This window comes from Jiangella mangrovi (assembly GCF_014204975.1).
GTDB classification, from domain to species: Bacteria; Actinomycetota; Actinomycetes; order Jiangellales; family Jiangellaceae; genus Jiangella; species Jiangella mangrovi.
On the sequence record NZ_JACHMM010000001.1, the window covers coordinates 6825188 to 6851346 of the forward strand.

Sequence of the window (26159 nt, forward strand, 5' to 3'; positions counted from 1 at the left end):
AAGGGGCACGATCCGATGTCACATCACTGACTCCGCAGCACCCGGGCGGCCGTACTGGCCGTGCTCGGGACGCTGGCACTGCTGCTGGTCACAAGCCAGCCGGCGGTGTCGGCAGACACCACACCACCGCCGACGCCGGAGAACCTCCGGCTGGTGGGCCGCATGCCGGACCAGGTCGGGTTCATCTGGACCACGACCCGCGACGGCGCCGTCAACGCGCCGCGCTACGAGCTGTCGTTCCCGGGCGGCCGCGTCGTGGTCGACGACTACCGGACCTGGGCGACGGCGCCACTGGCCGGCCTCGACCTCTCCCCCGGCAGGGAGTACGGCTTCGAGCTGCGGGCGGTCGACGCCTCCGGCAACCGGTCGGCCGTTCCCGCACGCTTCACCTTCGAGACCACGGCGCCCGGGGTGGCGACGGGGTTGCGGCAGGTCAGCACGCGGGCCGGCCTCCCGGAGCGGATCGTGTGGACGGCCGCGCCGGACAACGGCGGCATCCAGGGCTACGACATCGTGCTCAACGGCGAGGTCATCGGCACGACCGGCCGCACGGTGCCTGAGGTCGACCTGTTCGACCTCGTCGTCAACATCGCCTGCATCGATCCGCCCAGCGGGCCGGCGACGGTGCAGGTGCGCGCCATCGACACGTCGTTCAACACCGGCCCACTCAGCGCGCCGCTGACGCTGCTGTTCCCCTGACGCGCCGGATGGCGGGTGGTTCGGTGGCGCTATGGCACCACCGAACCGCCCGCCACGGGCCAGCGGATGAGACTCAGGTCGCCGTCGGGAAGTGGTAGCTGGCGGCGACCTGGTGCTCGACCCGCGGCCAGCGCGCCGTCACGACCTTGGCCCGGGTGTAGAACGCGATCCCCTCGGGGCCGTGGACGTGCGACTGCCCGAACAGCGAGTCCTTCCAGCCTCCGAACGAGTAGTAGGCCATGGGCACCGGGATCGGCACGTTGACGCCGATCATGCCGACCCGCACGCCGCGCTGGAACCGTCGCGCCGCCTCGCCGGAGCTCGTGAAGATCGCGGTGCCGTTGCCGTACGGGTTCGCGTTGATCAGCGCGATCGCCTCGTCGACGTCGGAGGCGCGGACGACGGAGAGCACCGGCCCGAAGATCTCGTCGCGGTACACGTCCATCGACGGCGTGACGTGGTCGAGCACCGTCGGGCCGACGAAGAAGCCGTCCTCGTGGCCTGGCACGACCAGGCCGCGCCCGTCGACGGCCACCGTCGCGCCCTGCTTCTCGCCGGTGTCGACGTAGCCGGCGATGCGGTCGCGTGCGGCGGCCGTAATGACCGGGCCCATCTCGCTGGCCTCGTCGCGGCCCGGCCCGACGCGGACGGCTGCCGCCTTCGCGGCCACGACGTCGACCAGCCGGTCGGCGCCGTCGCCCACCGCCACGGCCGCCGAGATCGCCATGCATCGCTCCCCCGCCGACCCCATGGCCGCGGCCACCAGGTGGTCCGAGGCGTAGTCGAGGTCGGCGTCGGGCAGGACGACGGCGTGGTTCTTCGCGCCGCCGAGCGCCTGCACGCGCTTGCCGTTCGCGCTGGCCCGCTCGTAGATGTAGCGGGCGATCGGGGTCGAGCCGACGAACGACACCGCCGCCACGTCGGGGTGGTCCAGCAGCGCGTCGACGGCGGCCTTGTCGCCGTGCACCACGTTGAAGACGCCCTCGGGCAGGCCCGCCTCGGCCCATAGCGAGGCCACCAGCAGCGACGCCGACGGATCCCGCTCGCTGGGCTTCAGCACGAACGCGTTGCCGCAGGCGATGGCCACCGGGTGCATCCACATCGGCACCATGACCGGGAAGTTGAACGGGGTGATGCCGGCGACCACGCCCAGCGGCTCGCGGAAGCTGTACACGTCGACGCCGGTGGACACCTGGTCGGAGAAGTCACCCTTGAGCAGGTGCGGGATGCCGCAGGCGAACTCGACGACCTCGAGGCCGCGCTGCACCTCGCCGAGCGCGTCGGAGACGACCTTGCCGTGCTCGTCGGCGATGACCTCGGCCAGCTCGCGGGCGTGCCGGTGGACCAGCTCGCGGAACGCGAACAGCACCCGGGTCCGCTGCGACAGCGAGGCCTGCGACCAGTTCTCGAACGCGGATCGGGCCGCCGTGACTGCGACATCGATGTCCCCCGGCTCGGCCAGCAGGACCTCGGCCTGCTGCTCGCCCGTCGCCGGGTTCCACACCGGCGCCGTGCGGGTGGAGCCGGCCCGCGTCGCCGCGCCGCCGATCCAGTGCTCGATCGTCCTCATGCGTCACTCCCGTCCGAAGCCGGCCCGGCCAGCGGCCGCTGCGCCTTCTTCTGCCGCTCGTACTCCGCCCGCGCCGCCCTGGTGGTGTCCAGTGCCGCCGTCTCACTGACGGGGACGTCCCACCAGGCGTCGCTGTCCGGCGCCCCGGCCAGCGGGTCGGTCTCGACGTGGATCAGGACGGGACCGCTGTCGGCCGGCGCCGCCTTCGCGTCGCGCAGCGCCGAGCGCAACTCTGCCACCGTCGTCACCCGGACGACGCGCACCCCCAGGCTGGCGGCGTTGGCGGCAAGGTCGACGGGGAGGACGTCGCCGTCCAGCCGGCCGCTCGCCGCGTCGCGGAACCGGTAGGCCGTCCCGAACCGCTGCGACCCGAGCGACTCCGACAGCGAGCCGATCGAGGCGAAGCCGTGGTTCTGCACGAGCACCACGACGATCTTGATCCGCTCCTGGACGGCGGTGACCAGCTCCTGCGCCATCATCAGGTACGACCCGTCGCCGACCAGCACGAACACGTCGCGGTCGGGGGCCGCCATGCGCACACCCACGCCCGCCGCGATCTCGTAGCCCATGGTCGAGTAGCCGTACTCGACGTGGTAGCCCTTCGGGTCGCGCGTGCGCCACAGCTTGTGCAGCTCGCCGGGCATCGAGCCGGCCGCGTTCACCACGACGTCGCGTGGCCCGCCGGCCTCGTTCACGGCGCCGATGACCTCGGTCTGCGCGGGCAGCGGCTGGTGGCCGGCGGTGTAGGCGGCTTCGACGACGGCGTCCCATTCCGTGTTCGCCCGGGCGGCGCCGGCGCGGTACGACGGCGGCACCTGCCAGCCGGCCAGGGCCTCCGTCAGTGCCTCGAGCGCCGCCCGCGCGTCGGCGACCAGCGGCAGCCCGGCGTGCTTGGCGCCGTCGAACCCGGCGACGTTGACGTTGACGAACCGCACGCCGGGGTCCTGGAACGCCGTCCGCGACGCCGTCGTGAAGTCGCTGTAGCGGGTGCCGATGCCGATGACCACGTCCGCCTCGCGCGCGAACCGGTTGGCGCCCGGCGTCCCCGTCGCCCCGACGGCGCCCAGCGCGAGCGGATGGTCGTACGGCAGGCTGCCCTTGCCGGCCTGGGTCTCGGCGACCGGGATGCCGGTGGCCTCGGCGAACGCCCGCAACGCGTCGGTCGCCTCGCTGTAGATCACCCCGCCGCCGGCGACGATGAGCGGCCGCCGCGCACTTCTGACGACGGAGACGGCGCGGTCCAGCGCGGCCGGCTCCGGAACGGCCCGCGGGACGTGCCAGACGCGCTTCGCGAACAGCTCCGCGGGCCAGTCGTACGCCTCGGCCTGCACGTCCTGCGGCATCGCCAGCGTCACGGCGCCGGTCTCGGCCGGGTCCGTGAGCACGCGCATCGCGCCGAGCAGCGCGGCCGGCAGCTGCTCCGGCCGCCAGACCCGGTCGAAGAACCGCGACACCGGCCGGAACGCGTCGTTGACGGTGACCTCGGGCGCGTGCGGCACCTCGAGCTGCTGCAGGACGGGGTCGGCGACCCGCGTCGCGAACACGTCGCCGGGCAGCAGCAGCACCGGCAGCCGATTGATGGTCGCGACCGCCGCGCCGGTGACCATGTTCGTCGCGCCCGGCCCGATCGAGGACGTGCAGGCCAGCGTCGACAGCCGGTTGCGCATGCGGGCGTAGCCGACGGCGGCGTGCACCATGCCCTGCTCGTTGCGGGCCTGGTGGTACGGCAGCGCTCGCGGGTCGGACAGCTCGGCCTCGAGCAGCGCCTCGCCCAGGCCGGCCACGTTGCCGTGCCCGAAGATGCCGAAGCAGCCCTCGATCAGCCGGTGCTCGACTCCGTCGCGCTCGGTGAACTGCGCGGCCAGGAACCGGACCGTCGCCTGCGCGACCGTCAGCCTCATCGTTCGTCCTCCGTGCGTCCCATCGGGAGTCGCGGGTCGCGCTCGAGCGACGCCCACTCGTCGCGGACCCAGGCGTGCGCGGGGTCGTCGCTGATCAGCCACTCGCGGGTGGCCCCCGGACCGGCCATGACGTTCAGGTAGTACAGGTGGTAGCCGGGCGCGGCCATCGACGGACCGTGCCAGCCGTGCGGCACCAGCACGACGTCGCCGGTGCGCACCTCGGCGACCACGTCGATCGGCCGGTCCTCGGTGCCGTAGACCCGGTGGTAGCCGATGCCCGGGCCGTTCGGGCCGTCGCCGACCTCGAAGTAGTAGATCTCCTCCAGCTCCGACTCCCGGCCGGGCGCGTCGACGTCGTGCTTGTGCGGCGGGTACGACGACCAGTTGCCGGCCGGTGTGATCACCTCGACGGCGATCAGCCGGTCCGCCTCGAACGCGTCGGCGGCGCCGAAGTTGTGCACCTGACGGGTGGAGCTGCCGGCGCCGCGGAGCTCGACGGCGACGGCATCGGCCGCGAGGTAGCGCGCGGCGAGTCTGGTGCGGCACGGTGCGGCCGGCAGTGCGAACCGAGCCCCGTCCGCATCGCTTGCCGCAGCTGTCACCGTCACCACGGAGTCCCGCGGGACGTAGACGGTGTCCGTCGGGCCGCTGAACACGTTCGGCCGGCCCGCCAGCTCGAACCGTTCGCCGTCGACGACGACCGTCCCGCCCCCGCTGAGCGGCAGCACGAACAGCTCCTCGTCGCCGGTGCCGAACTCGTGCGAGTCGCCCGGCCCGAGCTCGAGGACGCGCAGCGACGTCCACCGCCAGCCCTCGACGGCCGACGGCGTCAGCTCGGTCGCGTAGGGGCCGCGGCCCGCGCTGCCGGCCGGCCAGTACCAACGCTCGCTCATAGCAGGCTCACCGCCGTGTCGACCGCCGCCGCGACGTCGCCGTCGGGCGGGTAGAGGAGGGTGCGCCCGACCACCAGGCCGAGCGCCGTCGGCAGCCGGAGGACCTTCTCCCACTGCCGGAACGCCGCGTCCGGGTCCTCGGGCACCTCGCCGCCCAGCAGCACCGCCGGCAGCGTCGACGCCGCGAGCACCCGCTCCATGCCGGCCGGGTCGTCGTCGACCACCGGCAGCTTCAACCAGGTGTACGCCGAGGTGTTGCCCAGACCGGCGGCCACCGTCACCGACCGGATCACCGCCTCGGTCGAGAGGTCGTTGCGCAGCCGGCCGGTCGCGTCTCGGTGCGAGATGAACGGCTCGACCAGCGCGATCGTGTGACGGACGGCGAGCGAGTCGACGGCGCGCGCGCACGCCTCGAGCGCCGGCGCGGTCGCGGGGTCGTCGGGGTCGATGCGCAGCAGCATCTTGCCCATCTCGAACCCCATGGCCGCGATGCCGGCGGCGTCGTAGCCGGTGAACCGGTCGTCGACCTCGAACACCGTCCCGGCCAGGCCGCCGCGGTTCATCGAGCCGACGACCACCTTGCCGTCGAGCGCGCCGAGCAGCAGCAGGTCCTCGAGCACGTCCGCCGTCGCCAGCACGCCGTTGACGCCGGGGCGTTCGAGCGCGACCACCAGCCGGTCCAGCAGCTCGCCGCGGTCGGCCATGGCCAGCGCGTCGGGGCCGGCCCGCAGCGCGCCGCGCGCCGGGTGGTCGGCGGCGATCACCATGAGCTTGCCGGTCGGCCCCAGCAGCCCGTCCGGGCGGCGACGCCGCGCCGCAGCCTCGGCGATGGCGCTCGGCCGGTGGATACGCGTGTCGACGATGGTGCGCAGGCGGTCAGCGGACATCGGCACCCTCCGTCGTGCTGAGGAACGTCACGACCTCGCCCGTCGTCGGCATCGCGTCGGAGCATGCCAGCCGGGTCGCGACGATGGCGCCGGCGGCGTTGGCGAACCTCGTCGCCCGCGCCAGCGGCCAGCCGGAGAGCAGGCCGTGGCACAGCGCGCCGCCGAACGCGTCGCCCGCGCCGAGCCCGTTGAGGACGTCGACGAGGATCGGCGCGACGTCGTGCTCGCCGGTGTCGTCGACGGCCAGCACGCCCTTCGGCCCCTGCTTGACGACGGCGACGGCGACGCCGTGGTCGTCGCGCAGAGCGGCCGCGGCCGCACGCGGGTCGCGGGTGCCGACCGCCGTCTCGCACTCGTCGAGATTGCCGACGGCGTGGGTGACGTGGGCGAGCGCCTCCTGGACGACCGGCCGGGCCGCCTCGCGGGAGTCCCAGAACATCGGCCGCCAGTCGAGGTCGAGGACGGTGATGCCGTTCTTCCCGCGGGCGCGCAGGGCGGCCAGGGTCGCCGACCGGCTGGGCTCCTGGCAGAGCCCGGTCACCGTCACCCAGAAGATGCCCGCACCCCGGACGGCGTCGAGATCCAGCTGGCTCGCGGTGAGCTGGAGATCCGGCGCCGTCGGCGTGCGGCCGTAGAAGTAGATCGGGAAGTCGTCGGGTGGGAAGATCTCGCAGAGCGTGACGGGCGTGGCCAGGCCGTCGACCGCCGTGACGAACCGGTCGTCGACGCCGTAGCCCTTCAGCGCCTTGTGTACGAACCGGCCGAGCGGGTCGTCGCCGGTCCGGGTGACGACGGCGGAGCGGCGGCCGTGCCGGGCGGCCGCGACGGCGACGTTGGTGGCCGAGCCGCCGAGGTACTTGGTGAACGTCGTGACGTCCTCCAGACCGACGCCCGCCTGATTGGGATAGATGTCGACGCCGACCCGGCCCATGGTCAGCACCTCGATCGGCTGGTTCACGCCCGGACCTCGCTGATCCGCACCGGCCGGTTCTCGCGGCGCGAGAGGGTGGCGGCCTCGGCGACGTAGAAGCTCTCCAGCGCGTCGGCGACGGTGCACGGGCTCTCGCGCTCGCCGCGCGCGACGTCGACGAAGGCGGCGATCTCGGCCTCGTAGGCGGGCCGGAACCGGGACCAGAACTCGCGGAACGGCTGGTCGGCCGGGAAGGTCACGCCCGGCTCGGCGGAGGTCAGCGCGGCGTGGTCGTCGAGGCCGACGGCGTACGTGCCGGCCGTGCCCGCGACCTCCATGCGCACGTCGTAGCCGGCGCCGTTGTACCGCGACCCTTGCAGCGTCGCGAGCGTGCCGTCGTCGAGGGTGAGGACGGCCGCGGACTCGTCGACGTCGCCGCTGGTGGCGAAGACCTCGGCGCCGCGGTTCGCACCTGTCGCGTACACCGTCACGACCTCGCGGCCGGTCACCCAGCGCAGCACGTCGAAGTCATGGATATGGCAGTCGCGGAAGATGCCGCCGGAGGTGGGGACGTACGACGGGTGCGGCGGCTCGGCGTCGGCGGTGATCAGGTGAACGCGGCGGACCTCGCCGAGGGTGCCGTCGCGCACCGCCGCGCGGGCGGCGACGTAGCCGGCGTCGAAGCGGCGCTGGAAGCCGATCTGGGTGGGGACGTTCGCGGCCTCGACGGCGGCCAGGACGGCGAGCGTGCCGGCGACGTCGGCCGCGACCGGCTTCTCGCAGAACACCGGCAGCCCCGCCTCGGCGGCGGCGATCATCAGCTCGGCGTGGGCGGACGTCGCGGCGGCGATGACGACGGCGTCGACCCGTTCGAAGGCCTCGCGCACGGTCGCGACGGCCTCGACCCCGAGCTCGTCGGCGACCTTCCGGGCCCGCACCCCGTCGGCGTCGGCCACCCGCACCGTCGTGACGGCCGGATGGTCGCGGACGACCTGCGCGTGTGCCGCTCCGATGCGGCCTACCCCCACGAACCCCACGCGCATGGACGCTCCCTCCGTTTGTCCTGACAAACTAACATGCTGACGAAATCGGCCGAGTCCATGTCCTGCGATCCGGACGGCCTCCGCCGGTCTATCGTGGAAGCGCATTCCTCCACGAGGACAGGAGATCCATGGCCGAGCAACCGCGCGGTTCGGTCACACTGATGGACGTCGCCGCCCGGGCCGGGGTCTCGTTGGCCACGGCGTCGCGCGCCCTGAACGGCAGCACGCGCAAGGTCGGCGACGACCTCCGCGAGCGCGTTCTCGCCGCCGCCCGCAGCCTCAACTACGCCCCCAACGCGCAGGCGCAGGCCATGGCGCGCGGCCGCACCAATGTCGTCGGCCTGGTGGTGCACGACATCGCCGACCCGTACTTCTCCTCCATCGCCGCCGGCGTCATGGAGGCCGCCGAGGGCCACCAGGTGCTGGTCACGCTCGGCAGCACGCTGCGCAGTCCCGGCCGCGAGGTTGACTACCTCGTGGCGCTACGGGGGCAGCGCAGCCGCGCGGTCATCCTCGCCGGCAGCCGCATGGACGACAGCACCGTCGCCGACGCGCTGCGCCGCGAGATCGACATCTTCGAGAACGACGGCGGCATCGTCGTCGCCATCTCGCAGAAGCAGCTCCCCGTCGACACCGTCGTCATCGAGAACCGCCTCGGCGCCCGCGACCTCGCCGCCTCGCTGGTCGACCTGGGGTATCGCCGCTTCGGCGTGCTCGCCGGACCCGACGCCATGCTCACCGCGCGCGACCGCGTCCACGGCTTCCGCGAGGGCCTCGGCCGCGCCGGCATCGACCTCGACCCCGCCTTCGTCGTCCACGGCGCGTTCACCCGCGACGGCGGCCACCAGGCCATGGGCTCGCTCCTCGGCGCCGTCAGCGCCGGCGACCTCGACTGCGTCTTCGCCGTCAACGACGTCATGGCCGTCGGCGCCATGGTCGCCTGCCGCGAGAACGGGCTGACGGTGCCGCAGGACCTCGGCCTGGCCGGGTTCGACGACATCAGCACCCTGCGCGACATCAACCCGGCCCTGACCACGGTGCGGCTGCCGCTCGAGAAGGTCGGCGCCACGGCCTTCGAGCTCGTCGTCAGCGCCGCCGAGCGGACCAAGGCCCGCACCCGGCGCATCAAGGGCGAGGTCGTCCTCCGTCAGAGCACCCGCCCAGCCGTCACGCCGTAGCGCGGGCGCCGAGCCGGGGCGCACTCACTGTTGATCATGGAGAAGGGCGGCTTCCGAGACGCCGTTGAGCCGACTGCCGAGCCACAGTGCGACCCCGGCCAGCGCGGCCCCGAGCACCGCGCCGAGGGTGTTCGAGAGCCAGTCGTTCGTCGAGCAGGACCGGCCGAGGGCCGGGACGAGCGCCTGCACCAGCTCGATCAGCGCCGAGAGGGCGCTCGCGGCGAGCAGCGCCGCGACCGGGCGCCGGGTGAGGACGCCGGCGAGCAGCACCAGGGGCGCGAACAGGACGACGTTGGCCATCAGCTCGACGGCGCCGAGCGTGGGCACGGACCACTCGACCGCGCACCCGGCGTCGAGCTCGCGGCTGGTGGGCACCAGCGTGAGCATCGCGACCGGCACCAGCGACAGCCCGAGCAGTACGCGCGTCACCCGCGGCCGCCGGACCAGCCACGCTCCGGCGAGCGGCCCCAGGACGACCAGCACGACGAGCGCCGTCGTCGTCATCCAGGGATGTTCGACGAGGACGGTACTGATCACGGCCCGCACTCTACGTGGCGGCATCGGCGCCCACGGGCCGAACGCACACACGGGTAAGCGCCTTCCCACCTGCGCCGACCATTTGGCCAGGTGGGACGACTAATTCCGCTCCGGTGGGGCTGTCGCGAGCGGCCCGGAGCGTTCCACACCGCTCCGACCTGGCGTCATTCCCTGCACGAGAGAGGTTGCGCGCCCGCGCCGGGACACCGTACGGTGTGTGGGCAAGCGCTTTCCCGCAGGCGGGCGCCGTCCTCTGGAGGTGGCATGGCAGTCAAGTCGCTCGGTGTCGTGATGAACGGCGTCACCGGCCGGATGGGATACCGGCAGCACCTGGTCCGGTCGATCATCGCGATCAACGAGCAGGGTGGGGTCGAGCTGTCCGACGGCTCCCGCGTCACGCTCGATCCGGTGCTGGTCGGCCGCAACGAGGAGAAGCTGCGCGACATCGCGACGCGGCACGGCCTCGAGCGCTGGACCACCGACCTCGACGCCGCGCTCAGCGACGCCGCCAACGTCGTCTACTTCGACGCCCAGCTCACGTCCGTGCGCGAGGAGGCGATCGTCAAGGCGATCGAGGCCGGCAAGCACATCTACACCGAGAAGCCGGTGTCCGAGACCGTCGACGGCGCGCTCGCCCTGGCCAAGCAGGCCAAGGTCGCCGGTGTGAAGAACGGCGTCGTGCACGACAAGCTGTTCCTGCCCGGCCTGCTCAAGCTGCGCCGGCTGATCGAGAGCGGGTTCTTCGGCCGCATCCTGTCGGTGCGTGGCGAGTTCGGCTACTGGGTGTTCGAGGGCGACTGGCAGGAGGCGCAGCGGCCGAGCTGGAACTACCGCAGCGAGGACGGCGGCGGCATCGTCGTCGACATGTTCTGCCACTGGGACTACGTGCTGACGAACCTCTTCGGCCGGGTCGAGGCGGTCACCGCGCGCGCCGTCACGCACATCCCGGAGCGCTGGGACGAGCGCGGCGAGCGCTACGACGTCACGGCCGACGACGCCGCGTACGCGATCTTCGAGCTGGCCGGCGGCGTGGTCGCGCAGTTCAACTCGTCGTGGGCGGTCCGCGTGCACCGCGACGAGCTGCTCGAGCTGCAGGTCGACGGCACCCTCGGCAGCGCCGTCGCCGGCCTGCACCACTGCGTCATCCAGCCGCGCACCGCCACCCCGCGGCCCACGTGGAACCCCGATCTCGCCGACGAGCAGCGCTACCGCGACCAGTGGCAGGACGTCCCCGACAACTCACCGCCGCAGAACGGGTTCAAGGCACAGTGGGAGCAGTTCGTGCGGCACGTGACGGAGGACGCGCCGCACCCCTACGACTTCCTCGCCGGGGCGCGCGGCGTGCGGCTGGCCCAGGCCGGGCTGCAGTCCTCCGCCGACGGCTGCCGGGTCGAGCTGCCGGAGCTGTCCCTGTGAGCGGCGACGGCGTCAGCGTGCGGTTGCCGGGACGGACCCACGTCATGGCGGAGCCGCGCGCGTGGTCTCGACCCGACGGGCCGCTGACGTCGCGGATGGCGTTCGCCGCCGCCCACGTCGTCGCCGATCCGCTCGGCGAGAACCGGCCGGGAGCTCCCGCCGTCGTCGACTGGGAGCACACGCTGGGGTTCCGGCGGCACCTGTGGTCGTACGGGCTGGGCGTCGCCGAGGCGATGGACACCGCGCAGCGCGGCATGGGCCTCGACTGGGCCGCCACGCAGGAGCTGATCCGGCGCAGCGCGGCCGAGGCGCGCGCCGTCGGCGGCCGGATCGCGGCGGGTGCCGGGACCGACCAGCTGGCCGGCGCCGCCGCGGGGCTCGACGAGGTCGCGGCCGCGTACGAGGAGCAGCTCGCCGTCGTCGAGGACGCGGGCGCGCAGGTCATCCTCATGGCCAGCCGGCAGCTGGCCGCCGTCGCCACCGGCCCGGACGACTATCGGAAGATCTACGACCGGCTGCTCGCGCAGGTGTCGTCGCCGGTGATCCTGCACTGGCTGGGACCGATGTTCGACCCCGCGCTGGCCGGCTACTGGGGCGCTGGGGATGTGGCCGTCGCGGCCGATCACGTGGTGGCGCTGATCTCGGACCACGCGTCGAAGGTCGACGGCATCAAGGTCTCGCTGCTGGACGCCCGGTTCGAGGAGGGCCTGCGGGCGCGACTGCTGCCGCTCGGCGTGCGTCTCTACACCGGCGACGACTTCGACTACCCAACACTGATCCGCGGCGACGCGGCCGGGCACTCGGACGCGCTGCTCGGGATCTTCGCGGCCATCGCGCCGGCGGCGTCGGCGGCGCTGCAGGCACTGGACCGCGGCGACCTGGCCGCCTACGACGCCGCCTTCGCGCCGACGGTGCCGCTGGCCCGGCACGTGTTCGGCGCGCCGACCTATTACTACAAGACCGGCATCGCGTTCCTGTCCTGGCTGTCCGGGCTGCAGCCGGGGTTCGTCATGGTCGGCGGGCTGCAGAGCGCACGGTCGCTCCCCCACCTGGTGACGACGTTCGAGCTGGCGGACGCGGCGGGGTTGTTCCCCGATCCTCCGCTGGCGGCGGCGCGGCTGTCGTCGTTGCTGGCGACGTACGGGGTGGCGTGATGGACCGGCTGTCGCTGAACCAGCGGACCACCGAACGCTGGTCCGTCGCCGAGGCCGTCGACGGCTGCGTGCGGGCCGGGCTGCAGTGGATCGGCCTGTGGCGCGAGCCGGTGCAGGCCTGTGGCGTTGCGCAAGCGGCGCGGCTGGTCGCCGACGCCGGGCTGCGGGTGTCGTCGCTCTGCCGGGGCGGCTTCATCACGGCTTTCCCGGGGTCGTCGCGCGACGCCGCCCTCGACGACAACCGGCGAGCCATCGACGAGGCGGCCGCGCTCGGGGCGGAGTGCCTGGTGCTGGTGGTCGGCGGCCTGCCTGACGGGTCGCGGGACCTGGCGGGGGCGCGGTCGCGGGTGGCGGACGGCGTGGGTGCGCTGGTTCCGTACGCGGAGGCTTCGGGGGTGCGGCTGGCGCTGGAGCCCATGCATCCGCTGTACTGCGCGGATCGTGGCGTGCTGTCGACGCTCGACCAGGCCCTGGACATGGCGGCCCCCTTCGCGCCGTCCTCGGTCGGCGTCGTCGTCGACACCTTCCACGTCTGGTGGGACCCCGTCGTCGAGGCGGCAATCGCCCGCGCGGCGGGCCGGATCGCGAGCTTCCAGGTGTGCGACTGGATCACCCCCTTCCCCGCCGACGCCCTGCTGTCGCGCGGCATGATGGGCGACGGCCACATCGACTTCCGGCACTTCCGCCGACTGGTCGAAGCGGCCGGCTACGACGGCCCCATCGAGGTCGAGATCTTCAACGCCGACCTCTGGGCCGCCGACCCCGACGAGGTGGTCGCCCTCATGCGCAAGCGCTACGAGGAGCACGTGCTCGGCTGAGGTCTCGACGCCCGGAACCGATTGGGATCCAGGGCCCCTCGTTTGGTATGGTTCAGCGCGGCCGGAACGTTCGGTCTGCCGATCCCGCATAGCTCAATTGGCAGAGCATCTGACTGTTAATCAGAGGGTTCCTGGTTCGAGTCCAGGTGCGGGAGCAGAAACAGCCTCTGACCAGCATCGAAGCCGGTGCAAGTTGGAGGCTTTCTTGATCAACACCCACTTATCCCCCGAATTGCAATCGGTGGGCTACAGGTGCTCGGCGTTGCCCTTGGTGTCACCGCGGCGGCCGATGTAGTTCCGCAAGGTCATCGACGGGTCGGCGTGTCCGAGCTGGTCAGCGGCCCGGACGATCGGGACACCAGCATCATGCAGGCGCGTTGCCGCGGTGCGCCGGAACGTGTGACTGGTGACCCACTCGAAGCCCGAGCGATCTAGGACGTCACGGAGCTGGTGCATCACGTTCACGCTGTCGCGCAGCGTGTCCCGCAGGCTGGGGAACACCAGGTCCGACTTGGTCACGCCGCGCTCCTTGCGGCGGGCCCTGAGGGCATCCAGGAGCCAACCCGGCAAGTCCAGCTCTCGGTCGGCGGCCTCAGACTTCGTCCCGCGGATGTGAACCGTGCCTGCGTCGAAGTCGAGGTCGGCCCACTCGACCGCCAGCGCCTCGGAAACCCGCACAGCAGTGCCGAGCATGAACCGCACAACGTCCACCAGGTCTCGCTGTTGGGACGCTTCGTCACCCTCGACCGCGGACAGCAGCGCGTCGCGCTCCGCCGGCGTGAGCGATCGGCGGATCTGGTGCTTCGTCTTCCGCGGCTCCTTGGCCTTCGCGGGCCTCACCTGCCGCGCCGCGTTCACTTCGAGCACGCCGTCCTCGACTGCCATCGTCAGGATCCCGGAGAGCACTGACCGCGCCGTCTTCGCCGCGCCGGTGCCGTGGTTGTCCGCCACGCCCTGGAGGTAGGCGCGGATGATCGGGACGGAGTTCACCTCGGCCAGCGTCAGCTCGGCGATCGAGGACCCCTCGAGGTAGCGACCGAAGTTCCGTCTGTACTGGGTCGCCGTGCTCTTGGCTCGACCAGAATCCGGCCGGTCCACCTGCTCTAGCCAGAGCTCGCCGGCCTTCACAAGTGCCATGTCGAGCCGCATGACGTCACCCTGCTTCGGCGCCACTCGATCACGCAGCGCGGCCTTGAGCACGGCCTCAGCCCTGGTCTTCGTCGGGCCGTACCGCTCGACGTCTCGCAGCTTGCCGTCAAGATCGCGGATCTTCGTTCGGGCCCTGTGCCGCTCAGGCTTCTCGCCGTCACCGACGTTGACCCAGGACTCACCACGCTGGATCTGACCAACGGTGGTGATCTTGCCCCAGGTGCCGAGCTCCGTGCGTGGCCTCGCCACTGACGATTCCTCCCCCACTGCATGCGATCCTGATGGTACCCTGTTTCCGGGGAGTCAATAACTGGTTGCTCGGTGGCAGATCCTCGGCGTATCGTCCGTGCCTGACAAGATCAATCGATCGCTAGGGGGTTGCCATAGACGGGCCGTGGTGGCTGGCGGACGATCACCCGTGGAGGGCGAAGCAGGGACGCGCGGCGGAGCACCTGGCGACGTATGTGCAGGAGCTCGAGGAGCTCATGGCGCGACCCGCGTTCAGCGCCCAACCAGAGCCGAGAAGCCCCGCGGGTGAGACCGTCTACCGACTGCATGTGCATCATGAGGTGCCGGCGCGACTGTCCACCATCGTCGGCGACGTAGTACACAACCTGCGATCGTCTCTCGACTGCATCGCCTTCAAGCTTGCGACGCGCACGTACGGACCGATGGATGAAGACCGCCAGCGAGCCGTTCAGTTTCCGATCGAGGACACGCCCGACGACTTCACAAAGTTCTTCGAGGGAAAGCGCCGACGGGGCCTGTTTTCGGATGTTCAGCGCGAAGCGCTGCGGTCTGTGCAGCCTGGCTGGTTCCACGATCACTGCGTGGCGCAGGGCGACGCACCCGATGCCAGTGCCCGAGACCAGGAGGTGCGCAAGAGCCTGCTGCGAACACTTCACCGGCTGAGCAACATTGACAAGCACCGCAAGCTCCACCTGCTGGTGTGGAGGCCAACTCTCATTTACTGGGGATCCGACAGCACAGGGCGTCAGTACGATTGGCAGCCCGGCGCCCCGCCCTACGACGACGGCGCCGTGATCGGGACCTTGATCAGTCGGCAGCCAGGCCAGGAAGCTCCGAAGGTCTTCACGGAGTTCGAGCTGAGCCTTGCTGATCACGACCCCTACCAGCGGAGTGCCGGAGAATTGCTCACGCAGTTGCATAACCACGTTGCGCACGTCACCAACGAGGTGTTCCGGCGAGCCGAGTCCTAGCCCTCGTTGCGCGCTAACACGCTCCGCGCGCCTCCACCGGTCAACGCTCGACGCGCTCGAGCACCTTCGCGGCCAGCTTCTCGTCGGTGAGCACCTCAACGATCAAGGCCCGGATCGTCGTGGTCATCTTGGTGTCGTTCTGCGCACACCAGAGGCGGAATGCCTTGTGGAGATCCTTCTCCATATCGACTGTCGTGCGCATGCCGTCGCGGCCCGACGACGCTCGCGCGCCGACCCACCGCTCGGCGGTCCCCTCGTCGATCTCGCTCACAGCATCTCCCGAAGTCATGGATGTCAGGCACTACTGTTTCATGGGCAGCCACGACTCCGAGCGCAACCGGTGTCACGCGGCGTCCGCTCGGGTCATTCCCCTCCATCGCCGATGGTGCCTCGCCGTGGGGTTGTCCTGCTGGCCACGGCGATGAGCTGGTCCAGCGTCAGGCCGGCGGTTTCGATCGGGCCGAGACCGAAGTGCTCGATGATGTCAGCCCGTACCTGTCCCGGCGTGTCCGCCTTCACGATCAGCCAGTACGTGTCAGCGCCCTTGCCGACCTTGATGGTGGCCGTGCTCTGCCCGTCTGTCACTGCGCTCATGTGTCGCTCCCTCCACGTGCCGGCCGTTCGCCGGCGAAGGCGGTGAGTGAACCAGTCGCCTCGGACGGAACTGCCCCAGTCAGCGGAGCCGCAGTCGACACCTCCGGCAGTCCGGCTGGACGCCTCTGGGCTCGCGCCGCGCCGTGGCTCGAGCAGGGCCATCGAACACCGGCAGCTCGACGATCCGGACGGTTCGGGAGTCACTGCACACGGCAGGCCCGCGACCGTCGAGAGTCACCGGGCCCGCTCGGAGCGCATGTCGGTCGCCGGTGTCGCCTTCCGCAATCAGCGGTCGGTCGACCGTGCGGAGCAGCACGTCACCCGAGCGGCCTCCAGGGAGGCGAAGTGCGGCGATGCGATCGATGAGTGCCGCGCCGTGGAGGTGGTGGTGTTCGAGGTGATCACAGACCGCACCTGCGATCTCGACCGGACCAAGGTCGTCTCCGATCCGGATGCCCGGGCAGTGGTCCATGGGGCAGCGCGTGACCATGCCGCCAGAATAGAACACATGTTCGACCATGGCAGGCGCTCTCGCCGGTTCTGTCCGACCCCGAGCGCACAATCCGTCCGACACAAAGGGGGAACGACACCATGCGCAAGACCACCATCACATTGATCGCCGCCGCCCTGCTCGCCGTGTCGGCCTGCTCGGACTCAGGTGCCGGCGACAGCGCCACAACGACCGCAGCGCCCGAGGCTGCGCCCAGCGAGGAGCCCGAAGCGCCGCCCGCTGAGACGGCGGAGGCCGCCGTGAAGCCAACTCCGACACCCACGCCGACTCCGGAGAGATCCAACCGGGGGCTCATCATCAAGGAGATCGGCGAAGTCGCTGGGTTCCTTAGCGACGACGGCACAGAGATGGCCACGGAGTTCACCGTCGATGCCATCGAGGTCAGCGCCGAATGCACCGAGGACTACGCCGACGTCCCGCAGAACGGCCACTTCATCGTCATCACCATCACGGCCACGGTGCTCCCAGGATTTGCCGACCCGAGCGCCGGCATCTCGTCCATGCCCTTCGGGCCGGGCGAGTTCGGCCTGGTCGACGCGAACGGCATCACCGTCAACGATCCGGCCCCCATCAACACATACGGTTGCCTGGCCGAGTCCGAACTGATCCCTGACGAGGTCGGCGAAGGAGAGACGGCCACCGGCAAGGTGGTGCTCGACTCACCGACTGAGCACGGCGTGCTGACGTATCAGCCGTGGTTCACAGGGGGTAGCGAGGGTTGGGAGTGGGAGTTCTGACGCCACCGACCTCGTAGCGCCCGCTCCCCAGTGCCTGGACCCACGCCGCTCCGATGGTGTGGGTCCAGCCCGTTCTCGGTGCCACGCTCCACCTGATGGGCGCCAATCTTGACCGAGAAGCGCAGGTCGAGGGAGGATGCAAGTTACGCGCAATCTCGCGCAACCCCACCGGGCGGAAGGGTTGATCATGAAGCTGAGGTTCATCGCGATCGACACCGGCAAGGACGGGTGCCCGACGCTCTACGCGTCAGACCAAGACTCCTACGTCATCCAGGGGTGGCGTCTGGCCGACCCCGCCTCCGTGCCAGAGCTGCCCATCCAGGAGCACGAAACCTGCGTAGAGGTTCCCGCCCGCCTCCTCACAGCACTCGAGCGGCCAGCCGCCGAGGGCGCCGGCGCCACGTCGCATCTGGCCACCGGGCGAGGCACCTACATCATCCGCGGACCGGAGATCACCGACCCCGGGACGCTGGCACAGATGAACGTCCCCAGTCACGAGACTGCGGTCGAGGTACCACGGGCGCACATGGACGACCTGGCGCGGGAGCTCGCGTGGCCTGGCTGACCGACGAGGAACGCGCCGGCCTGTTCGACACGTTCGACCGTGACGCTTTCCACCTCGAGATGAGGGACGTCTACCGGGTAGAGGACGAGGTCGAGCCCCAGCGCAAGTGGCGCGCGGGCGAATGGACCGACGCCCAGGCCGCGGAGTGGTGGGAGCCCTGGCTAGCCAAGATGCGCCGCGTCACGAGTCAGGGCAAGACCGTGCGGCGTCTGCGCATCGTCACCGAGCCCATCACCGACTACACGCGGTTCCTGTGGGAGGGCACCCGGTTCAATACCTCCGCCGGCGAGGACGTGCGCTGGCTCCCGCGTCACCTCGTGCCCGGCGACGTCAAGTTGCCGCCCGAGGATCTCTGGCTGCTCGATGACACCCGCCTCATCCTGAACCACTTCGACGAGGCGAACCTGTCGATGCGCATGGAGCAGGTGGACGACCCTGATCTAGTAGCGCTCACCGTAGAGTCTCGCGATCGACTCTGGCCGCTGGCGATCTCCCACGTCGACTACCAGCCGAGGTGAGACAGGCACACTGTGTCCGGTGAGGTCCAGCAAGCACGGCAGGCCATGGGGGCACGCCTCCGTGAGCTGCGCCGCGACGCAGGCTTCACCGGCCGCGCACTAGCCCAGTCGGCGGGCTGGCACCCGGCCAAAGTCTCGCGCCTGGAGTACGGAAAGCAGGCCCCGTCGGAGACCGACCTGGGCACCTGGTGCCGCCTCTGCGGAGTCACGGAGCAGACCGCAGACCTCGTCGCGACGCTGCGCAACATCGAGGCCGCGTACCTGGAGTGGAAGCAACAGCTCCGCACAGGCCTGCGCCGCAAGCAGAAGGCGTCGTTCCCGCTCTACGAGCAGGCGCAGGTGATCTGCGCCTACGAGCCCGCGCTGATACCCGGCCTGCTCCAGACCGCTGCCTACGCGCACGCGATCATGGGCCCGTACATCGAGCTCCTCCAGATCCCCGACGATCGCGCCGAGGCCGTGCCGGCCCGCATGGAGCGTCAGAGACTTCTCTACGATGGCGGCAGGCGCTTCCGATTCGTGGTCGAGGAGTCGGCTCTACGCACTCTGGTCGGCCACCGCGACGTCATGCTGGGCCAGCTCGACCGAATCCTTGCCGTCATGTCTCTTCACAACATCAGCGTCGGCATCGTGCCGTCGCTGCGCGACCGTGCCATCTGGCCGGCGGAGGGGTTCCTGATCTTCGGCGAGTCAACGGTTCAGGTGGAGACGGTGTCAGCCCAGCTGACCATCACGCAGCCACGCGAGATCACGCTCTACGCCGAAACCTTCCGCCGGCTACAGCAGTCAGCGGTCTTCGGCGTGCCTGCCCGCGAGCTGATCGCGGCGGCGGGCGCAGACCTTCGCGCAATCTGACGCAATCTCCTGGAGCGGTCGCGCCTGGATTACCTAGCGTCACAGCATGTTCACGGCCCGCGTGCATGGTCACGGCTTAGTCGACTGGTCGCCTGAGCGCGTCGATGCGTACGCCGTCGAGCTGCTGGCGACTCATCGGCCGCGCAGCGGTTGGTTGCCGCGCCGTCGCACGTCTTGCCGGAGCTGTGGCCGGCCGTGGCCCTGCGCGTCAGCAACATGGGCGGAGCTCTGGGGACGTGGCCTCGCCAGGGCGCGTGCGCGTCGCAGCGGCCGGTGACCACACAGGAGCAGGAGACCGCAGAGCGACGCTGGGCGCCAGCCTACCGGGCGCACTGCCCACGCTGTAAGAAGTCAGGGCGGTCGTTCTTGAGGTACAGCAACGCAGAGGAAGCCGCCCGCGGCCACGCGGAGAAACATGGGCACGTCACGCATGTGATCGATCAATATGGCCTGCGAGTCACCGGGTCGACGGTTCGGCCGGGCGAATCACCGAAGTAGCCTCGCAGCCTGGGCACCTTCGCGCGATCAGCCTAGAGGGCAACGAGGTTCGCGACGCCGCCGAGCACGGTGCCCACGAGTACTAGCGACCAGCCAACGATCTGCATTCTCAGGCCACCGGTCGCGATCCGTTTCGTTAGACCCTCGACTCGACGGATCTCACGGCCAAGGTCGGCACGCATGTCTGATTCAGCGAGTTCGCGCGCACGAATCTCCTTCCGCAACTCCCCCTCATGGCGATTCGCCTGCGCATTGAGTTCATTCAGGCGCTCCTGCACAGCCGCCGCGAACGCAGTCAGATCGGCCACGTCAGGCAACCGCGGCAGCACCGTGCCGATGGCGGCGGCCCCCAGCGTGACGTTGAGCCTGGCAGTGGCCGGGCGAACCGTGGCATGTTTCGCGGGTCGACGCAGCACTCGGCGCACCCAGGTGACGAGTCTGCGGCGGGCAACGCGGCCCTTCTTCCTCCAGGGATCCCAGAGCTTCCCGACGCCGTGCTCGTTCCACGTCTGGTTGAAACCGATCGCAGCCAGAAGCAGACCCAGCAGATCAAATGCCATCGCGATCGAGTACCACCAGGCCATCTGTCCTCATTCTCGCCGGGGTTGACCGACACCAGCATTCCTGACGGGCCGGACAATTAACCTAGCTGCGCCGGCGTCGATGTCTCGTCGCCCTGTCGGCGATCTCGTCCAGCAAGTCGCCGAGCACCTCGTGGCGGTCGTAGCCGATCGCAGCGGCGTAGGGGCCGCAGTAGATCGCGCCCATCACGCACCGCCGTCCCGGCCCGCGCGAGCGTTCAGCGCGTCTCGCACCTGCCCGGCGTCGTCCACGTGCACCACGGCGATCACGGCGACGTACTCGCCGACGCTCGGGGCGAACATGGTTCGCACCACCGCAGCCGTCTCGGGTCCGTGGATGAGGTCGACCTCGTCTCGCAGCTCGTCGTCAGTCGCCAGCCGGTAGGGCCTCGGGCCCGTGTCGCAGGCGCTGCACATGTCGTCGAAGCGGGACTTGCTGAGGTCGAACTCCTCACCACAGAGGGCGCACCTGCCTGTGCCGACTCGCGTCAGCTCGTGCGGGTTCACGGCGGTACGGTGGCTGTCGCCGTCGAACTGGACGATGGCGTTGCCCGGGACACCGTCAACGACGGTGCCCACTCGACCCCCCGCGTCTCGCACGCGGTCGCGGATGTGGATGGTCATGATGGCGTCTCCCTCGCATCGTGAGGCCGCTGAGGCGCGGCGCAGCTGGGTCCGTTCTGGTGGGCGTCCCGGACTCGAACCGGGCGCTGCGCGCAGCGCAGCGGACCCATCACGCCCCGACGTGCAGTGGTCAGGCGGACTCGGCGAAGACGGCGTCGATCTCGCGCGCCATCTCGGCGTAGGCCACGGGGACCAGCCAGAGGGTCACGGAGCCGTCGTCGCCGTGCTCCATCGGGAGCTCGTTCGGCGAGAGCGGAACCAGGCCGTACCCGCCGGCCAGCGCCAGGCCTTCGTGGAGGTCTCGCAGCGTCGGCGCGTAGGCGAACTCCAAACGGAAGTCCTCGTCGCGGGCGTTGTTGATCAGGGTGATGCTGGTGCCGGGGATCGTCAGCGTGTTCATGGTGATTCCTCTCGTGTGCGGGTGGCTCCGCCGCCGTTCGAGACGGCGACAGGGTGCCCCGCACGCGGGGCGCCGGAATGCTCAGCCGCGTACGCCGCGCTGATCGGCCACCGCTCGCTAATGCGCGTCGTCGCGGTGTCGCCCACATCCCGGGCAGCTTCACAGGTCTGCCACCTGCCAACTCGCCCGTTGGCGAGTGTGGATCGCTTTGGAGTTCTGAAGGTTCGATCGCGCCGAACAGGTCGCCTTTCGGCTCGCCGTAGGGGCGTGCAGTTCGTGTGAGGCACCTGGGCTGCGAGTCCGAGTGGATCGTGCTGCCCTGCTGGCCTGACGAGATGAACGCTAGTCCATGTTCATGGAAACCCGCAACTCCACCTTTCCATGAGTCCTACTCGCAAGGGCGCCCTTCTGCGCCGTGACCAGCACTCATGAGGACTTGAAGATCTTTCCGACCGAGCTGCGCAGGAGCGCGATCTACTCACCCACAGCACTAGGAGCGCCCTCGGCGACGATCCCCAGGGCCGGCCTCATGCCCCCCTGCACGGCCGGCAGCTCACCGGCGGCGCGGGATTCCCCGCAGCTCCCCCGCCCGTGCCCCGCGAGAGGCCCAGCGTGGGTGCGCCCGGCGCCTACCGCATGCAGCCTGGCCTAGTGCCGCCCCCTCATGCGCCGTGGCCTGCGCGCGCTGATGCTTGGCCTGCCCTGCTGTGCTGGCCTGGCCTGGCCCCTTGCTTGGCCTGAGTGCTTGGGCCCGATGCGGCCCCATGGCGTTGCCCCCTTGGCGCGCGCCTCATCCATCGCGTTCACTCAGCGACACATGCCTATGCGCTGCTCCGCATCCCCTTGCGCAGGCCGGCATGCAGGGGGTGGGGGAAACCCCTTCGGGATTGGCTCGCTCACCGCCTGTACTTAGCGGCTCCGGTTGGATACGGGTTCCAGAGTCGACCTGCAAGGCTGGCAGGGGGTGAGCAGAGCATACGTATGCGGACAGCAGGCCATCTCGACCAGCACCGGAACGCCAAAATGCCCCCGCCGCCGACTCCTGAGAGCCAGCGGCGGGGGCCGGGTGTTTGCCAGTCGTCGCAGAGTCACCGGGAGGGCTAAGCGACCGATACGGACAGGCGTCGAGTGCATCGGGCCTGTTCAGGAAGGGTTTCAGTGCGCGGGTGGGACCGCCAGCCGCGACTTGTGTCCGGGTCCAGATCTACGCTGGCTGAACATCTGCGGACGGGGGCAACGTGGGGGTCATCCGAAAGTCGCTGAGCGTCATGACCGTGGGCCTGGTGGACTTCCGCTCCGACAAGGAGCGGGTGGCCAGGAGTGCGAGACTGACCAAGCGAGCGGTGAAGAAGCAGACCCGATTCATCAAGGCCAAGAGCATCGCCGAATGGCAAGAGGCCAAGAAGCAGGCGAAGCTCGACCAGGCGATCCTCGACTACGAGCTGGCCGAGGACGACGAGCCAAAGCTGCCGCCGGCGGGCTGGTTCATCGACCCGCAGAACCCGCAATTCGAGCGCTGGTGGGACGGCCAACAGTGGACCCACCACCTGCGCAAGGCACCATAGGCCCTCGCCGCTGCCGCTTGAGGTCGCTCGGCTCATGCCGAGCTAGGGGAGGCCTCCGACTGGCGCCTGATCTCCGCCATCATCTCCCGTGCGTACTCGTCCAGGTCGCGGACCACCACCACGGGCTCGTCGACCTCGACGGGCGGCAACGTGGCGATGATCGCACCTGCCTCCTCAACACTCCGACGACCTTTGATCTGATTGCATGCCCTGTGGGCCACGCGAATCGCCAGTGGGCTGTGTGCGCCGCCGTCGGACACGGCTTCGGTGTGCTCGAGCTGAGGGTCACCGGGTTCCTGACCGACCAGGTTGCCAGACGTCGGCCGACCGCAGAGGTAACAGATGCCGCGGTCGTCCTGCATGACCTCCATGGCGTCTACGGGCTCAACCCGGCCGCCACGCTGACGCACACGGTATGCGCCGGTGTTGACTCGAGCACGGAGATTCCGCCGGATGCGCCTGCACTCCGGGTTGGGACAGCGGGAGTTCTCGTTCAGTTGCGGGTACGGCTGGCCGCAGTGGAGGCAGACGGGCCACAGCACGCCCTCCAGGCGCTTCTCCCGGCGCCGCTTGGCCTTGTTCGACTTCCACCGCTCCGCCCGGCCGTCCTGCTCGGCTCTGGCGTCGCCGGCACGAGCTTTGTGGCTCGGAGAGCAGTACTTGCCTGCCTTTCCACGAGCTGGCTTGCGGATGGGGTTGTTGCAGCCGCCCAACAGGCAGGTGGCGACTACGTCGCCGGTCAACGGTCGTTGCACCATTTGTCCCCGGTTGTCGATACGGTGCGCCCTCGTGGAGACCTGGACGCTGGTTCTCTCGGCGATAGCCGCTGTTACTGCCACGGGCGTGTTCATGTGGGGTTGGGCCGACCGGCCCAGACTGTCGTGGGCGATCCGCGAGTTTCCGACTGCCCTATACGACGGCTCCTCGCGAACCCAGATTTCCGTTCTGGAGATCTACGCCGAGGGCAGCGGGGTGGCCCACTCTGTGCACCTCAAGGCGATCGGGTGCGAGCTCCACCAGATGGACTACGACCCGCAAGGCCCCGGACAGGACGATCCATTCGCCATGCAAATGACGTCAGCCTCGCCACCGTTGGTGATTCAGGTCTGGCATCCGGACGACGATTCGCCGCGGGCGCTGGAGATCCGGTGGACGAACCTTCGACCACCGCGGGCGCACGGCTTTCGCCTTGATCTCCTCACCCACAGGGCATGGCGGTGGCAGTGGCGTCTCAAGAGCGTGCGGGTTCGCCGCTGGGTGCCAATTCGGACGGACGGGGACTGGGTTCCCTTCTACCCGCGGCTCCGTCACTCCATACCGGCGACTGACCCCGCCGCGCTTGTGGCAGCGCCCGTCCCAACCCTGCGGAAAAGGGCAGGACGGGCGCTGCGAGCTCTACGCGGCCAGTGGGACCGGATCCGTCCGTTCGGCCGCCGGTGACTCCAGGGTTTGGCGTTCAGCGGCATCCCTGGGGCCGTCGTATGGCCGATCGATGCGCCATACACCCCCGACCTCACGGAGGGGGTATCCGTTCACCCGGACTTCGCCCGGCGAAAGGCATCGGCGACGATCCGGGCCCTCGGTCACTCCGTGCTCACCTCGACGGTGAGCATCGCCAGCCGATGTGCCGCTGAACGTTTGGCAGCAAGCCGGGCAATGCTCAGCCCGGAGGCCGCTCCAGGAGCAACCACAGGCCGGATGAGTGATCCTCATGCCGTCTCGACGACCACTCGGGCCTCGATGCCGCCGTGGAACTGATCCAGACGGCCCCGCTTGACCACCTCGACCGTCTTGACGCGACCGACGCCCGCGACCGTTCTGCCGACGACTCCGGAAACCGCCTCGGCCGCCCAGTCAGCCACCTGAGCCGGGGTGAGCTCACCTAAGCAGGTCATCTGGAGCCCGATCACGAAGGCGTCGCCGCTCTCGGCCGCGGCGAGCGTTGCGACGTTGACTCGACCACTCGACAGCGAGTGCAGATGCACCCCCAGGGCGTAGCCGACGCCCTCCGCGGTCGTCCGTGCCACAGAGGGCACCCGGGGCAGCACCCGAGCCACGCCAGTCGAAGCGACGGCCTCGATGGCACCCGGCAGGCTCGCCCGCTGCACTCTGCCATCGACCGCAACGTCGACGAGCTCGCCGTCGGCGAACTGCCCACGGGCACGGCCGAGGCTGCCGGCCGGAAGGGCCTGCGAGCCATCAGCGGCGTACTGGACGACCTGGACGCCCTGAGCCAGGACCCCCGTTCGTGGGTCGAGTTCCACGCCGCCGCGGGCGAAGATCCTGACGCCGGGGACCGCCGGAGCGGTGAACGGGTCTGGCTCGATCTCGACGGGCGCCGAGGTGAGCCCTCGAAGGGCCTCGGCGAGCAGGTCCAGCACGGTGGTATCGGCCTGCGTCTTCGCCGCCACCTCAGACCTCCTCAGCGGCGACGAGCGCGAGGCCGGCGTCTTCGAACGCCGCCGTCAGCACCTCGACGGCCAGCGCCTCGACGTCGAGCTTGGTGAACGCCCGGCCGTTGATCTCGAGCACGTCGACCCGTTGACCGCCGTAGCCGTGCACATGTACCGACTTGGAGTACGTCTCCACGCCCCAAGACGGGTCCACATGCCCACGGACCAGGCCCGCCTCGCGAGCTTCTCGGAGAGCTCGCTCGATCTGGCCCGATGAGCCGTTCACCCGGGCCTTGAAGCTCCGCAGCGCGGAGACGAGGGTCTCCCGGAGTTCCTCCATGGCCGGCGCCGGATCCCCCGGCGGCCGGGTGGCCAGTCGCTCGGCCATCGCGCGAGCCACGGCGACCCGCTCGGCGTTGCGCGCGTCCTCGAGGGACGTCCGAGCTGCCGCGGTGAGCAGCTTGGCTCGCTCGATGGTTGCTGCGGCGTCGGCGAGCTCCGCCGCGCTGATGCTGGCGTCACCCTGGCCAAGCCGGCTCGTGAGATCGCCGTGAGCCGCTTCGGCGGCCCCGAGCTCGTCGGCGAGCTCAGCCAGCCTGGTCTCTGCGGCCTCGCGAACCGCGGTTTCACTGATCTTCGTTCCCACCTGGGGAACACCTCCTGTGTGTGGGCGCGGCTCACGGCTGGACGCGGTGCGCAGCGCTGGATGTGGTGTGGGTGGTTCGGAGCCGCCGGCGGACGCATGGCTGGATGCGATGATCCGACCGGCAGTGGATGGTGGTCATACGTTCGCGCTGGAGATGGCCCTGGCTGCGGCCTTGGCGAGGATCCGAATGAGAGAGATCAAGCCGAACAGGCGGAACAGGATCAACTTGAGTAGTTGAGCCAGAAGCCGGAGCAGCCGGTTCCTGATGCGCTTGTGCTTCCGTCGTGCCCGGGAGGC

The 26159-nt window shown here is 70.2% G+C and carries 30 protein-coding genes and 1 tRNA gene; 13 read left to right on the forward strand and 18 right to left on the reverse strand.

Features of this window, described 5'->3' with window-relative positions; translation table 11 throughout:
- Window positions 1-60: 60 nt before the first annotated feature.
- Entirely contained in the window at window positions 61-699 is a 639-nt protein-coding gene (locus HD601_RS31490) for a hypothetical protein (protein ID WP_184828768.1), read from the forward strand.
- Between the two features lie 73 nt (window positions 700-772).
- Here HD601_RS31490 and HD601_RS31495 read toward each other — a convergent pair whose 3' ends face one another.
- Genes HD601_RS31495 through HD601_RS31520 form a run of 6 tightly spaced genes read right to left on the reverse strand, consistent with a single transcriptional unit; the run spans window position 773 to window position 7903 of the window.
- Window positions 773-2269 (reverse strand): CoA-acylating methylmalonate-semialdehyde dehydrogenase, encoded by a 1497-nt coding sequence (locus HD601_RS31495; protein ID WP_184828770.1) that lies wholly within the window; start codon window positions 2267-2269, stop codon window positions 773-775.
- The gene (iolD, locus tag HD601_RS31500) at window positions 2266-4170 is read right to left on the reverse strand and encodes a 3D-(3,5/4)-trihydroxycyclohexane-1,2-dione acylhydrolase (decyclizing) (protein WP_184828772.1); all 1905 of its coding nucleotides are present in this window, start codon (window positions 4168-4170) and stop codon (window positions 2266-2268) included. Before iolD ends, HD601_RS31495 begins: the two co-directional genes overlap by 4 nt.
- Window positions 4167-5063, reverse strand: a complete 897-nt coding sequence (gene iolB / locus HD601_RS31505) for a 5-deoxy-glucuronate isomerase (protein WP_184828774.1) — start codon at window positions 5061-5063, stop codon at window positions 4167-4169. The genes iolD and iolB overlap by 4 nt, the downstream gene beginning before the upstream one ends.
- Complete coding sequence (locus HD601_RS31510; RefSeq protein WP_184828776.1) at window positions 5060-5950, reverse strand: Cgl0159 family (beta/alpha)8-fold protein; 891 nt, start codon at window positions 5948-5950, stop codon at window positions 5060-5062. Before HD601_RS31510 ends, iolB begins: the two co-directional genes overlap by 4 nt.
- Window positions 5940-6908: a 5-dehydro-2-deoxygluconokinase gene (gene iolC / locus HD601_RS31515; RefSeq protein ID WP_221441472.1), complete on the reverse strand. Its 969-nt coding sequence runs from the start codon at window positions 6906-6908 to the stop codon at window positions 5940-5942. The genes HD601_RS31510 and iolC overlap by 11 nt, the downstream gene beginning before the upstream one ends.
- Complete coding sequence (locus tag HD601_RS31520; RefSeq protein WP_184828778.1) at window positions 6905-7903, reverse strand: Gfo/Idh/MocA family protein; 999 nt, start codon at window positions 7901-7903, stop codon at window positions 6905-6907. Before HD601_RS31520 ends, iolC begins: the two co-directional genes overlap by 4 nt.
- A 128-nt stretch (window positions 7904-8031) precedes the next feature.
- Here HD601_RS31520 and HD601_RS31525 point away from each other — a divergent pair, with 128 nt between their 5' ends.
- Window positions 8032-9081 (forward strand): LacI family DNA-binding transcriptional regulator, encoded by a 1050-nt coding sequence (locus tag HD601_RS31525; protein ID WP_184828780.1) that lies wholly within the window; start codon window positions 8032-8034, stop codon window positions 9079-9081.
- 24 nt (window positions 9082-9105) lie between these two features.
- On the opposite strand, the gene HD601_RS31530 is transcribed toward HD601_RS31525, so the two are convergent.
- Entirely contained in the window at window positions 9106-9618 is a 513-nt protein-coding gene (locus tag HD601_RS31530) for a VanZ family protein (protein WP_184828782.1), read from the reverse strand.
- Between the two features lie 264 nt (window positions 9619-9882).
- Between HD601_RS31530 and HD601_RS31535 the strand changes: the two genes are divergently transcribed.
- The 4 genes from HD601_RS31535 to HD601_RS31550 all read left to right on the forward strand — a co-directional run bounded on the left by HD601_RS31535 (window position 9883) and on the right by HD601_RS31550 (window position 13161).
- Entirely contained in the window at window positions 9883-11034 is a 1152-nt protein-coding gene (locus tag HD601_RS31535; RefSeq protein WP_184828784.1) for a Gfo/Idh/MocA family protein, read from the forward strand.
- A gap of 44 nt (window positions 11035-11078) precedes the next feature.
- Window positions 11079-12188 carry a dihydrodipicolinate synthase family protein gene (locus HD601_RS31540; protein ID WP_184828786.1) on the forward strand — a complete coding sequence of 370 codons (1110 nt, stop codon included), beginning with the start codon at window positions 11079-11081 and terminating at the stop codon, window positions 12186-12188.
- Complete coding sequence (locus HD601_RS31545) at window positions 12188-13006, forward strand: sugar phosphate isomerase/epimerase family protein (RefSeq protein ID WP_184828788.1); 819 nt, start codon at window positions 12188-12190, stop codon at window positions 13004-13006. Before HD601_RS31540 ends, HD601_RS31545 begins: the two co-directional genes overlap by 1 nt.
- Window positions 13007-13088: 82 nt before the next feature.
- A tRNA-Asn gene (locus HD601_RS31550) sits at window positions 13089-13161 on the forward strand.
- Window positions 13162-13252: 91 nt separating this feature from the next.
- Here HD601_RS31550 and HD601_RS36155 read toward each other — a convergent pair.
- Window positions 13253-14404 carry a tyrosine-type recombinase/integrase gene (locus HD601_RS36155; RefSeq protein ID WP_184828791.1) on the reverse strand — a complete coding sequence of 384 codons (1152 nt, stop codon included), beginning with the start codon at window positions 14402-14404 and terminating at the stop codon, window positions 13253-13255.
- Window positions 14405-14619: 215 nt separating this feature from the next.
- On the opposite strand from HD601_RS36155, the gene HD601_RS31560 reads away from it, so the two are divergent.
- Window positions 14620-15375 (forward strand): hypothetical protein, encoded by a 756-nt coding sequence (locus tag HD601_RS31560; protein ID WP_184828793.1) that lies wholly within the window; start codon window positions 14620-14622, stop codon window positions 15373-15375.
- Window positions 15376-15415: 40 nt separating this feature from the next.
- Here the strand turns inward: HD601_RS31560 and HD601_RS31565 are convergent, their stop codons facing one another.
- Both HD601_RS31565 and HD601_RS31570 read right to left on the reverse strand, forming a co-directional pair.
- On the reverse strand, window positions 15416-15646 hold the full coding sequence (locus tag HD601_RS31565; protein ID WP_184828795.1) for a hypothetical protein: 231 nt from the start codon (window positions 15644-15646) through the stop codon (window positions 15416-15418).
- A gap of 92 nt (window positions 15647-15738) precedes the next feature.
- The gene (locus HD601_RS31570) at window positions 15739-15969 is read right to left on the reverse strand and encodes a hypothetical protein (protein ID WP_184828797.1); all 231 of its coding nucleotides are present in this window, start codon (window positions 15967-15969) and stop codon (window positions 15739-15741) included.
- Between the two features lie 591 nt (window positions 15970-16560).
- Between HD601_RS31570 and HD601_RS31575 the strand changes: the two genes are divergently transcribed.
- The 4 genes from HD601_RS31575 (at window position 16561) to HD601_RS31590 (ending at window position 19155) form a co-directional block, all read left to right on the forward strand.
- The gene (locus HD601_RS31575) at window positions 16561-17217 is read left to right on the forward strand and encodes a hypothetical protein (RefSeq protein ID WP_184828799.1); all 657 of its coding nucleotides are present in this window, start codon (window positions 16561-16563) and stop codon (window positions 17215-17217) included.
- 187 nt (window positions 17218-17404) lie between these two features.
- On the forward strand, window positions 17405-17782 hold the full coding sequence (locus HD601_RS31580) for a hypothetical protein (RefSeq protein WP_184828801.1): 378 nt from the start codon (window positions 17405-17407) through the stop codon (window positions 17780-17782).
- Complete coding sequence (locus HD601_RS31585; RefSeq protein ID WP_184828803.1) at window positions 17770-18300, forward strand: DUF6879 family protein; 531 nt, start codon at window positions 17770-17772, stop codon at window positions 18298-18300. Before HD601_RS31580 ends, HD601_RS31585 begins: the two co-directional genes overlap by 13 nt.
- Window positions 18301-18312: 12 nt before the next feature.
- Window positions 18313-19155, forward strand: a complete 843-nt coding sequence (locus HD601_RS31590) for a Scr1 family TA system antitoxin-like transcriptional regulator (protein ID WP_221441473.1) — start codon at window positions 18313-18315, stop codon at window positions 19153-19155.
- A 530-nt stretch (window positions 19156-19685) separates the two neighbouring features.
- Here HD601_RS31590 and HD601_RS31595 read toward each other — a convergent pair.
- The 4 genes from HD601_RS31595 to HD601_RS31605 form a co-directional block, all read right to left on the reverse strand.
- Complete coding sequence (locus HD601_RS31595) at window positions 19686-20237, reverse strand: hypothetical protein (protein WP_184828805.1); 552 nt, start codon at window positions 20235-20237, stop codon at window positions 19686-19688.
- A gap of 61 nt (window positions 20238-20298) precedes the next feature.
- The gene (locus HD601_RS35255) at window positions 20299-20421 is read right to left on the reverse strand and encodes a hypothetical protein (protein WP_281386381.1); all 123 of its coding nucleotides are present in this window, start codon (window positions 20419-20421) and stop codon (window positions 20299-20301) included.
- Window positions 20421-20858: a hypothetical protein gene (locus HD601_RS31600; protein ID WP_184828807.1), complete on the reverse strand. Its 438-nt coding sequence runs from the start codon at window positions 20856-20858 to the stop codon at window positions 20421-20423. The genes HD601_RS35255 and HD601_RS31600 overlap by 1 nt, the downstream gene beginning before the upstream one ends.
- Before the next feature lie 130 nt (window positions 20859-20988).
- A complete protein-coding gene (locus tag HD601_RS31605) occupies window positions 20989-21258 on the reverse strand; it encodes a hypothetical protein (protein ID WP_184828809.1) in 270 nt (89 codons plus the stop codon).
- A gap of 1268 nt (window positions 21259-22526) precedes the next feature.
- Here HD601_RS31605 and HD601_RS31610 point away from each other — a divergent pair.
- The gene (locus HD601_RS31610; protein WP_184828811.1) at window positions 22527-22823 is read left to right on the forward strand and encodes a DUF2510 domain-containing protein; all 297 of its coding nucleotides are present in this window, start codon (window positions 22527-22529) and stop codon (window positions 22821-22823) included.
- 32 nt (window positions 22824-22855) lie between these two features.
- Here HD601_RS31610 and HD601_RS31615 read toward each other — a convergent pair whose 3' ends face one another.
- Window positions 22856-23566, reverse strand: a complete 711-nt coding sequence (locus HD601_RS31615) for an HNH endonuclease (protein ID WP_184828813.1) — start codon at window positions 23564-23566, stop codon at window positions 22856-22858.
- A gap of 46 nt (window positions 23567-23612) precedes the next feature.
- Here HD601_RS31615 and HD601_RS31620 point away from each other — a divergent pair, with 46 nt between their 5' ends.
- Window positions 23613-24263 carry a hypothetical protein gene (locus tag HD601_RS31620; protein WP_184828815.1) on the forward strand — a complete coding sequence of 217 codons (651 nt, stop codon included), beginning with the start codon at window positions 23613-23615 and terminating at the stop codon, window positions 24261-24263.
- Here HD601_RS31620 and HD601_RS36330 read toward each other — a convergent pair.
- The 3 genes from HD601_RS36330 to HD601_RS31630 are packed head-to-tail and all read right to left on the reverse strand — an operon-like array spanning window position 24219 to window position 25862.
- Window positions 24219-24536, reverse strand: coding sequence for an FDXHR family putative zinc-binding protein (locus tag HD601_RS36330; RefSeq protein WP_425503467.1), 318 nt, complete (start codon window positions 24534-24536; stop codon window positions 24219-24221). The genes HD601_RS31620 and HD601_RS36330 overlap by 45 nt on opposite strands.
- On the reverse strand, window positions 24533-25234 hold the full coding sequence (locus tag HD601_RS31625) for a hypothetical protein (RefSeq protein WP_184828817.1): 702 nt from the start codon (window positions 25232-25234) through the stop codon (window positions 24533-24535). The genes HD601_RS36330 and HD601_RS31625 overlap by 4 nt, the downstream gene beginning before the upstream one ends.
- A gap of 1 nt (window position 25235) precedes the next feature.
- Complete coding sequence (locus HD601_RS31630) at window positions 25236-25862, reverse strand: hypothetical protein (RefSeq protein WP_184828819.1); 627 nt, start codon at window positions 25860-25862, stop codon at window positions 25236-25238.
- Between the last annotated feature and the right edge of the window lie 297 nt (window positions 25863-26159).

What these genes read in the sequence shown, in the direction of transcription:
- HD601_RS31495 (WP_184828770.1), bottom strand. Translation starts at nt 2,269, where the DNA reads ATGAGGACGATCGAGCACTGGATCGGCGGCGCGGCGACGCGGGCCGGC.
- iolD (WP_184828772.1), bottom strand. Translation starts at nt 4,170, where the DNA reads ATGAGGCTGACGGTCGCGCAGGCGACGGTCCGGTTCCTGGCCGCGCAG.
- iolB (WP_184828774.1), bottom strand. Translation starts at nt 5,063, where the DNA reads ATGAGCGAGCGTTGGTACTGGCCGGCCGGCAGCGCGGGCCGCGGCCCC.
- HD601_RS31510 (WP_184828776.1), bottom strand. Translation starts at nt 5,950, where the DNA reads ATGTCCGCTGACCGCCTGCGCACCATCGTCGACACGCGTATCCACCGG.
- HD601_RS31520 (WP_184828778.1), bottom strand. Translation starts at nt 7,903, where the DNA reads ATGCGCGTGGGGTTCGTGGGGGTAGGCCGCATCGGAGCGGCACACGCG.
- HD601_RS31525 (WP_184828780.1), top strand. Translation starts at nt 8,032, where the DNA reads ATGGCCGAGCAACCGCGCGGTTCGGTCACACTGATGGACGTCGCCGCC.
- HD601_RS31535 (WP_184828784.1), top strand. Translation starts at nt 9,883, where the DNA reads ATGGCAGTCAAGTCGCTCGGTGTCGTGATGAACGGCGTCACCGGCCGG.
- HD601_RS31540 (WP_184828786.1), top strand. Translation starts at nt 11,079, where the DNA reads ATGGCGGAGCCGCGCGCGTGGTCTCGACCCGACGGGCCGCTGACGTCG.
- HD601_RS31545 (WP_184828788.1), top strand. Translation starts at nt 12,188, where the DNA reads ATGGACCGGCTGTCGCTGAACCAGCGGACCACCGAACGCTGGTCCGTC.
- HD601_RS31570 (WP_184828797.1), bottom strand. Translation starts at nt 15,969, where the DNA reads ATGAGCGCAGTGACAGACGGGCAGAGCACGGCCACCATCAAGGTCGGC.
- HD601_RS31575 (WP_184828799.1), top strand. Translation starts at nt 16,561, where the DNA reads ATGCGCAAGACCACCATCACATTGATCGCCGCCGCCCTGCTCGCCGTG.
- HD601_RS31580 (WP_184828801.1), top strand. Translation starts at nt 17,405, where the DNA reads ATGAAGCTGAGGTTCATCGCGATCGACACCGGCAAGGACGGGTGCCCG.
- HD601_RS31595 (WP_184828805.1), bottom strand. Translation starts at nt 20,237, where the DNA reads ATGGCCTGGTGGTACTCGATCGCGATGGCATTTGATCTGCTGGGTCTG.
- HD601_RS35255 (WP_281386381.1), bottom strand. Translation starts at nt 20,421, where the DNA reads ATGGGCGCGATCTACTGCGGCCCCTACGCCGCTGCGATCGGCTACGAC.
- HD601_RS31600 (WP_184828807.1), bottom strand. Translation starts at nt 20,858, where the DNA reads ATGACCATCCACATCCGCGACCGCGTGCGAGACGCGGGGGGTCGAGTG.
- HD601_RS31605 (WP_184828809.1), bottom strand. Translation starts at nt 21,258, where the DNA reads ATGAACACGCTGACGATCCCCGGCACCAGCATCACCCTGATCAACAAC.
- HD601_RS31610 (WP_184828811.1), top strand. Translation starts at nt 22,527, where the DNA reads ATGACCGTGGGCCTGGTGGACTTCCGCTCCGACAAGGAGCGGGTGGCC.
- HD601_RS36330 (WP_425503467.1), bottom strand. Translation starts at nt 24,536, where the DNA reads ATGAGGATCACTCATCCGGCCTGTGGTTGCTCCTGGAGCGGCCTCCGG.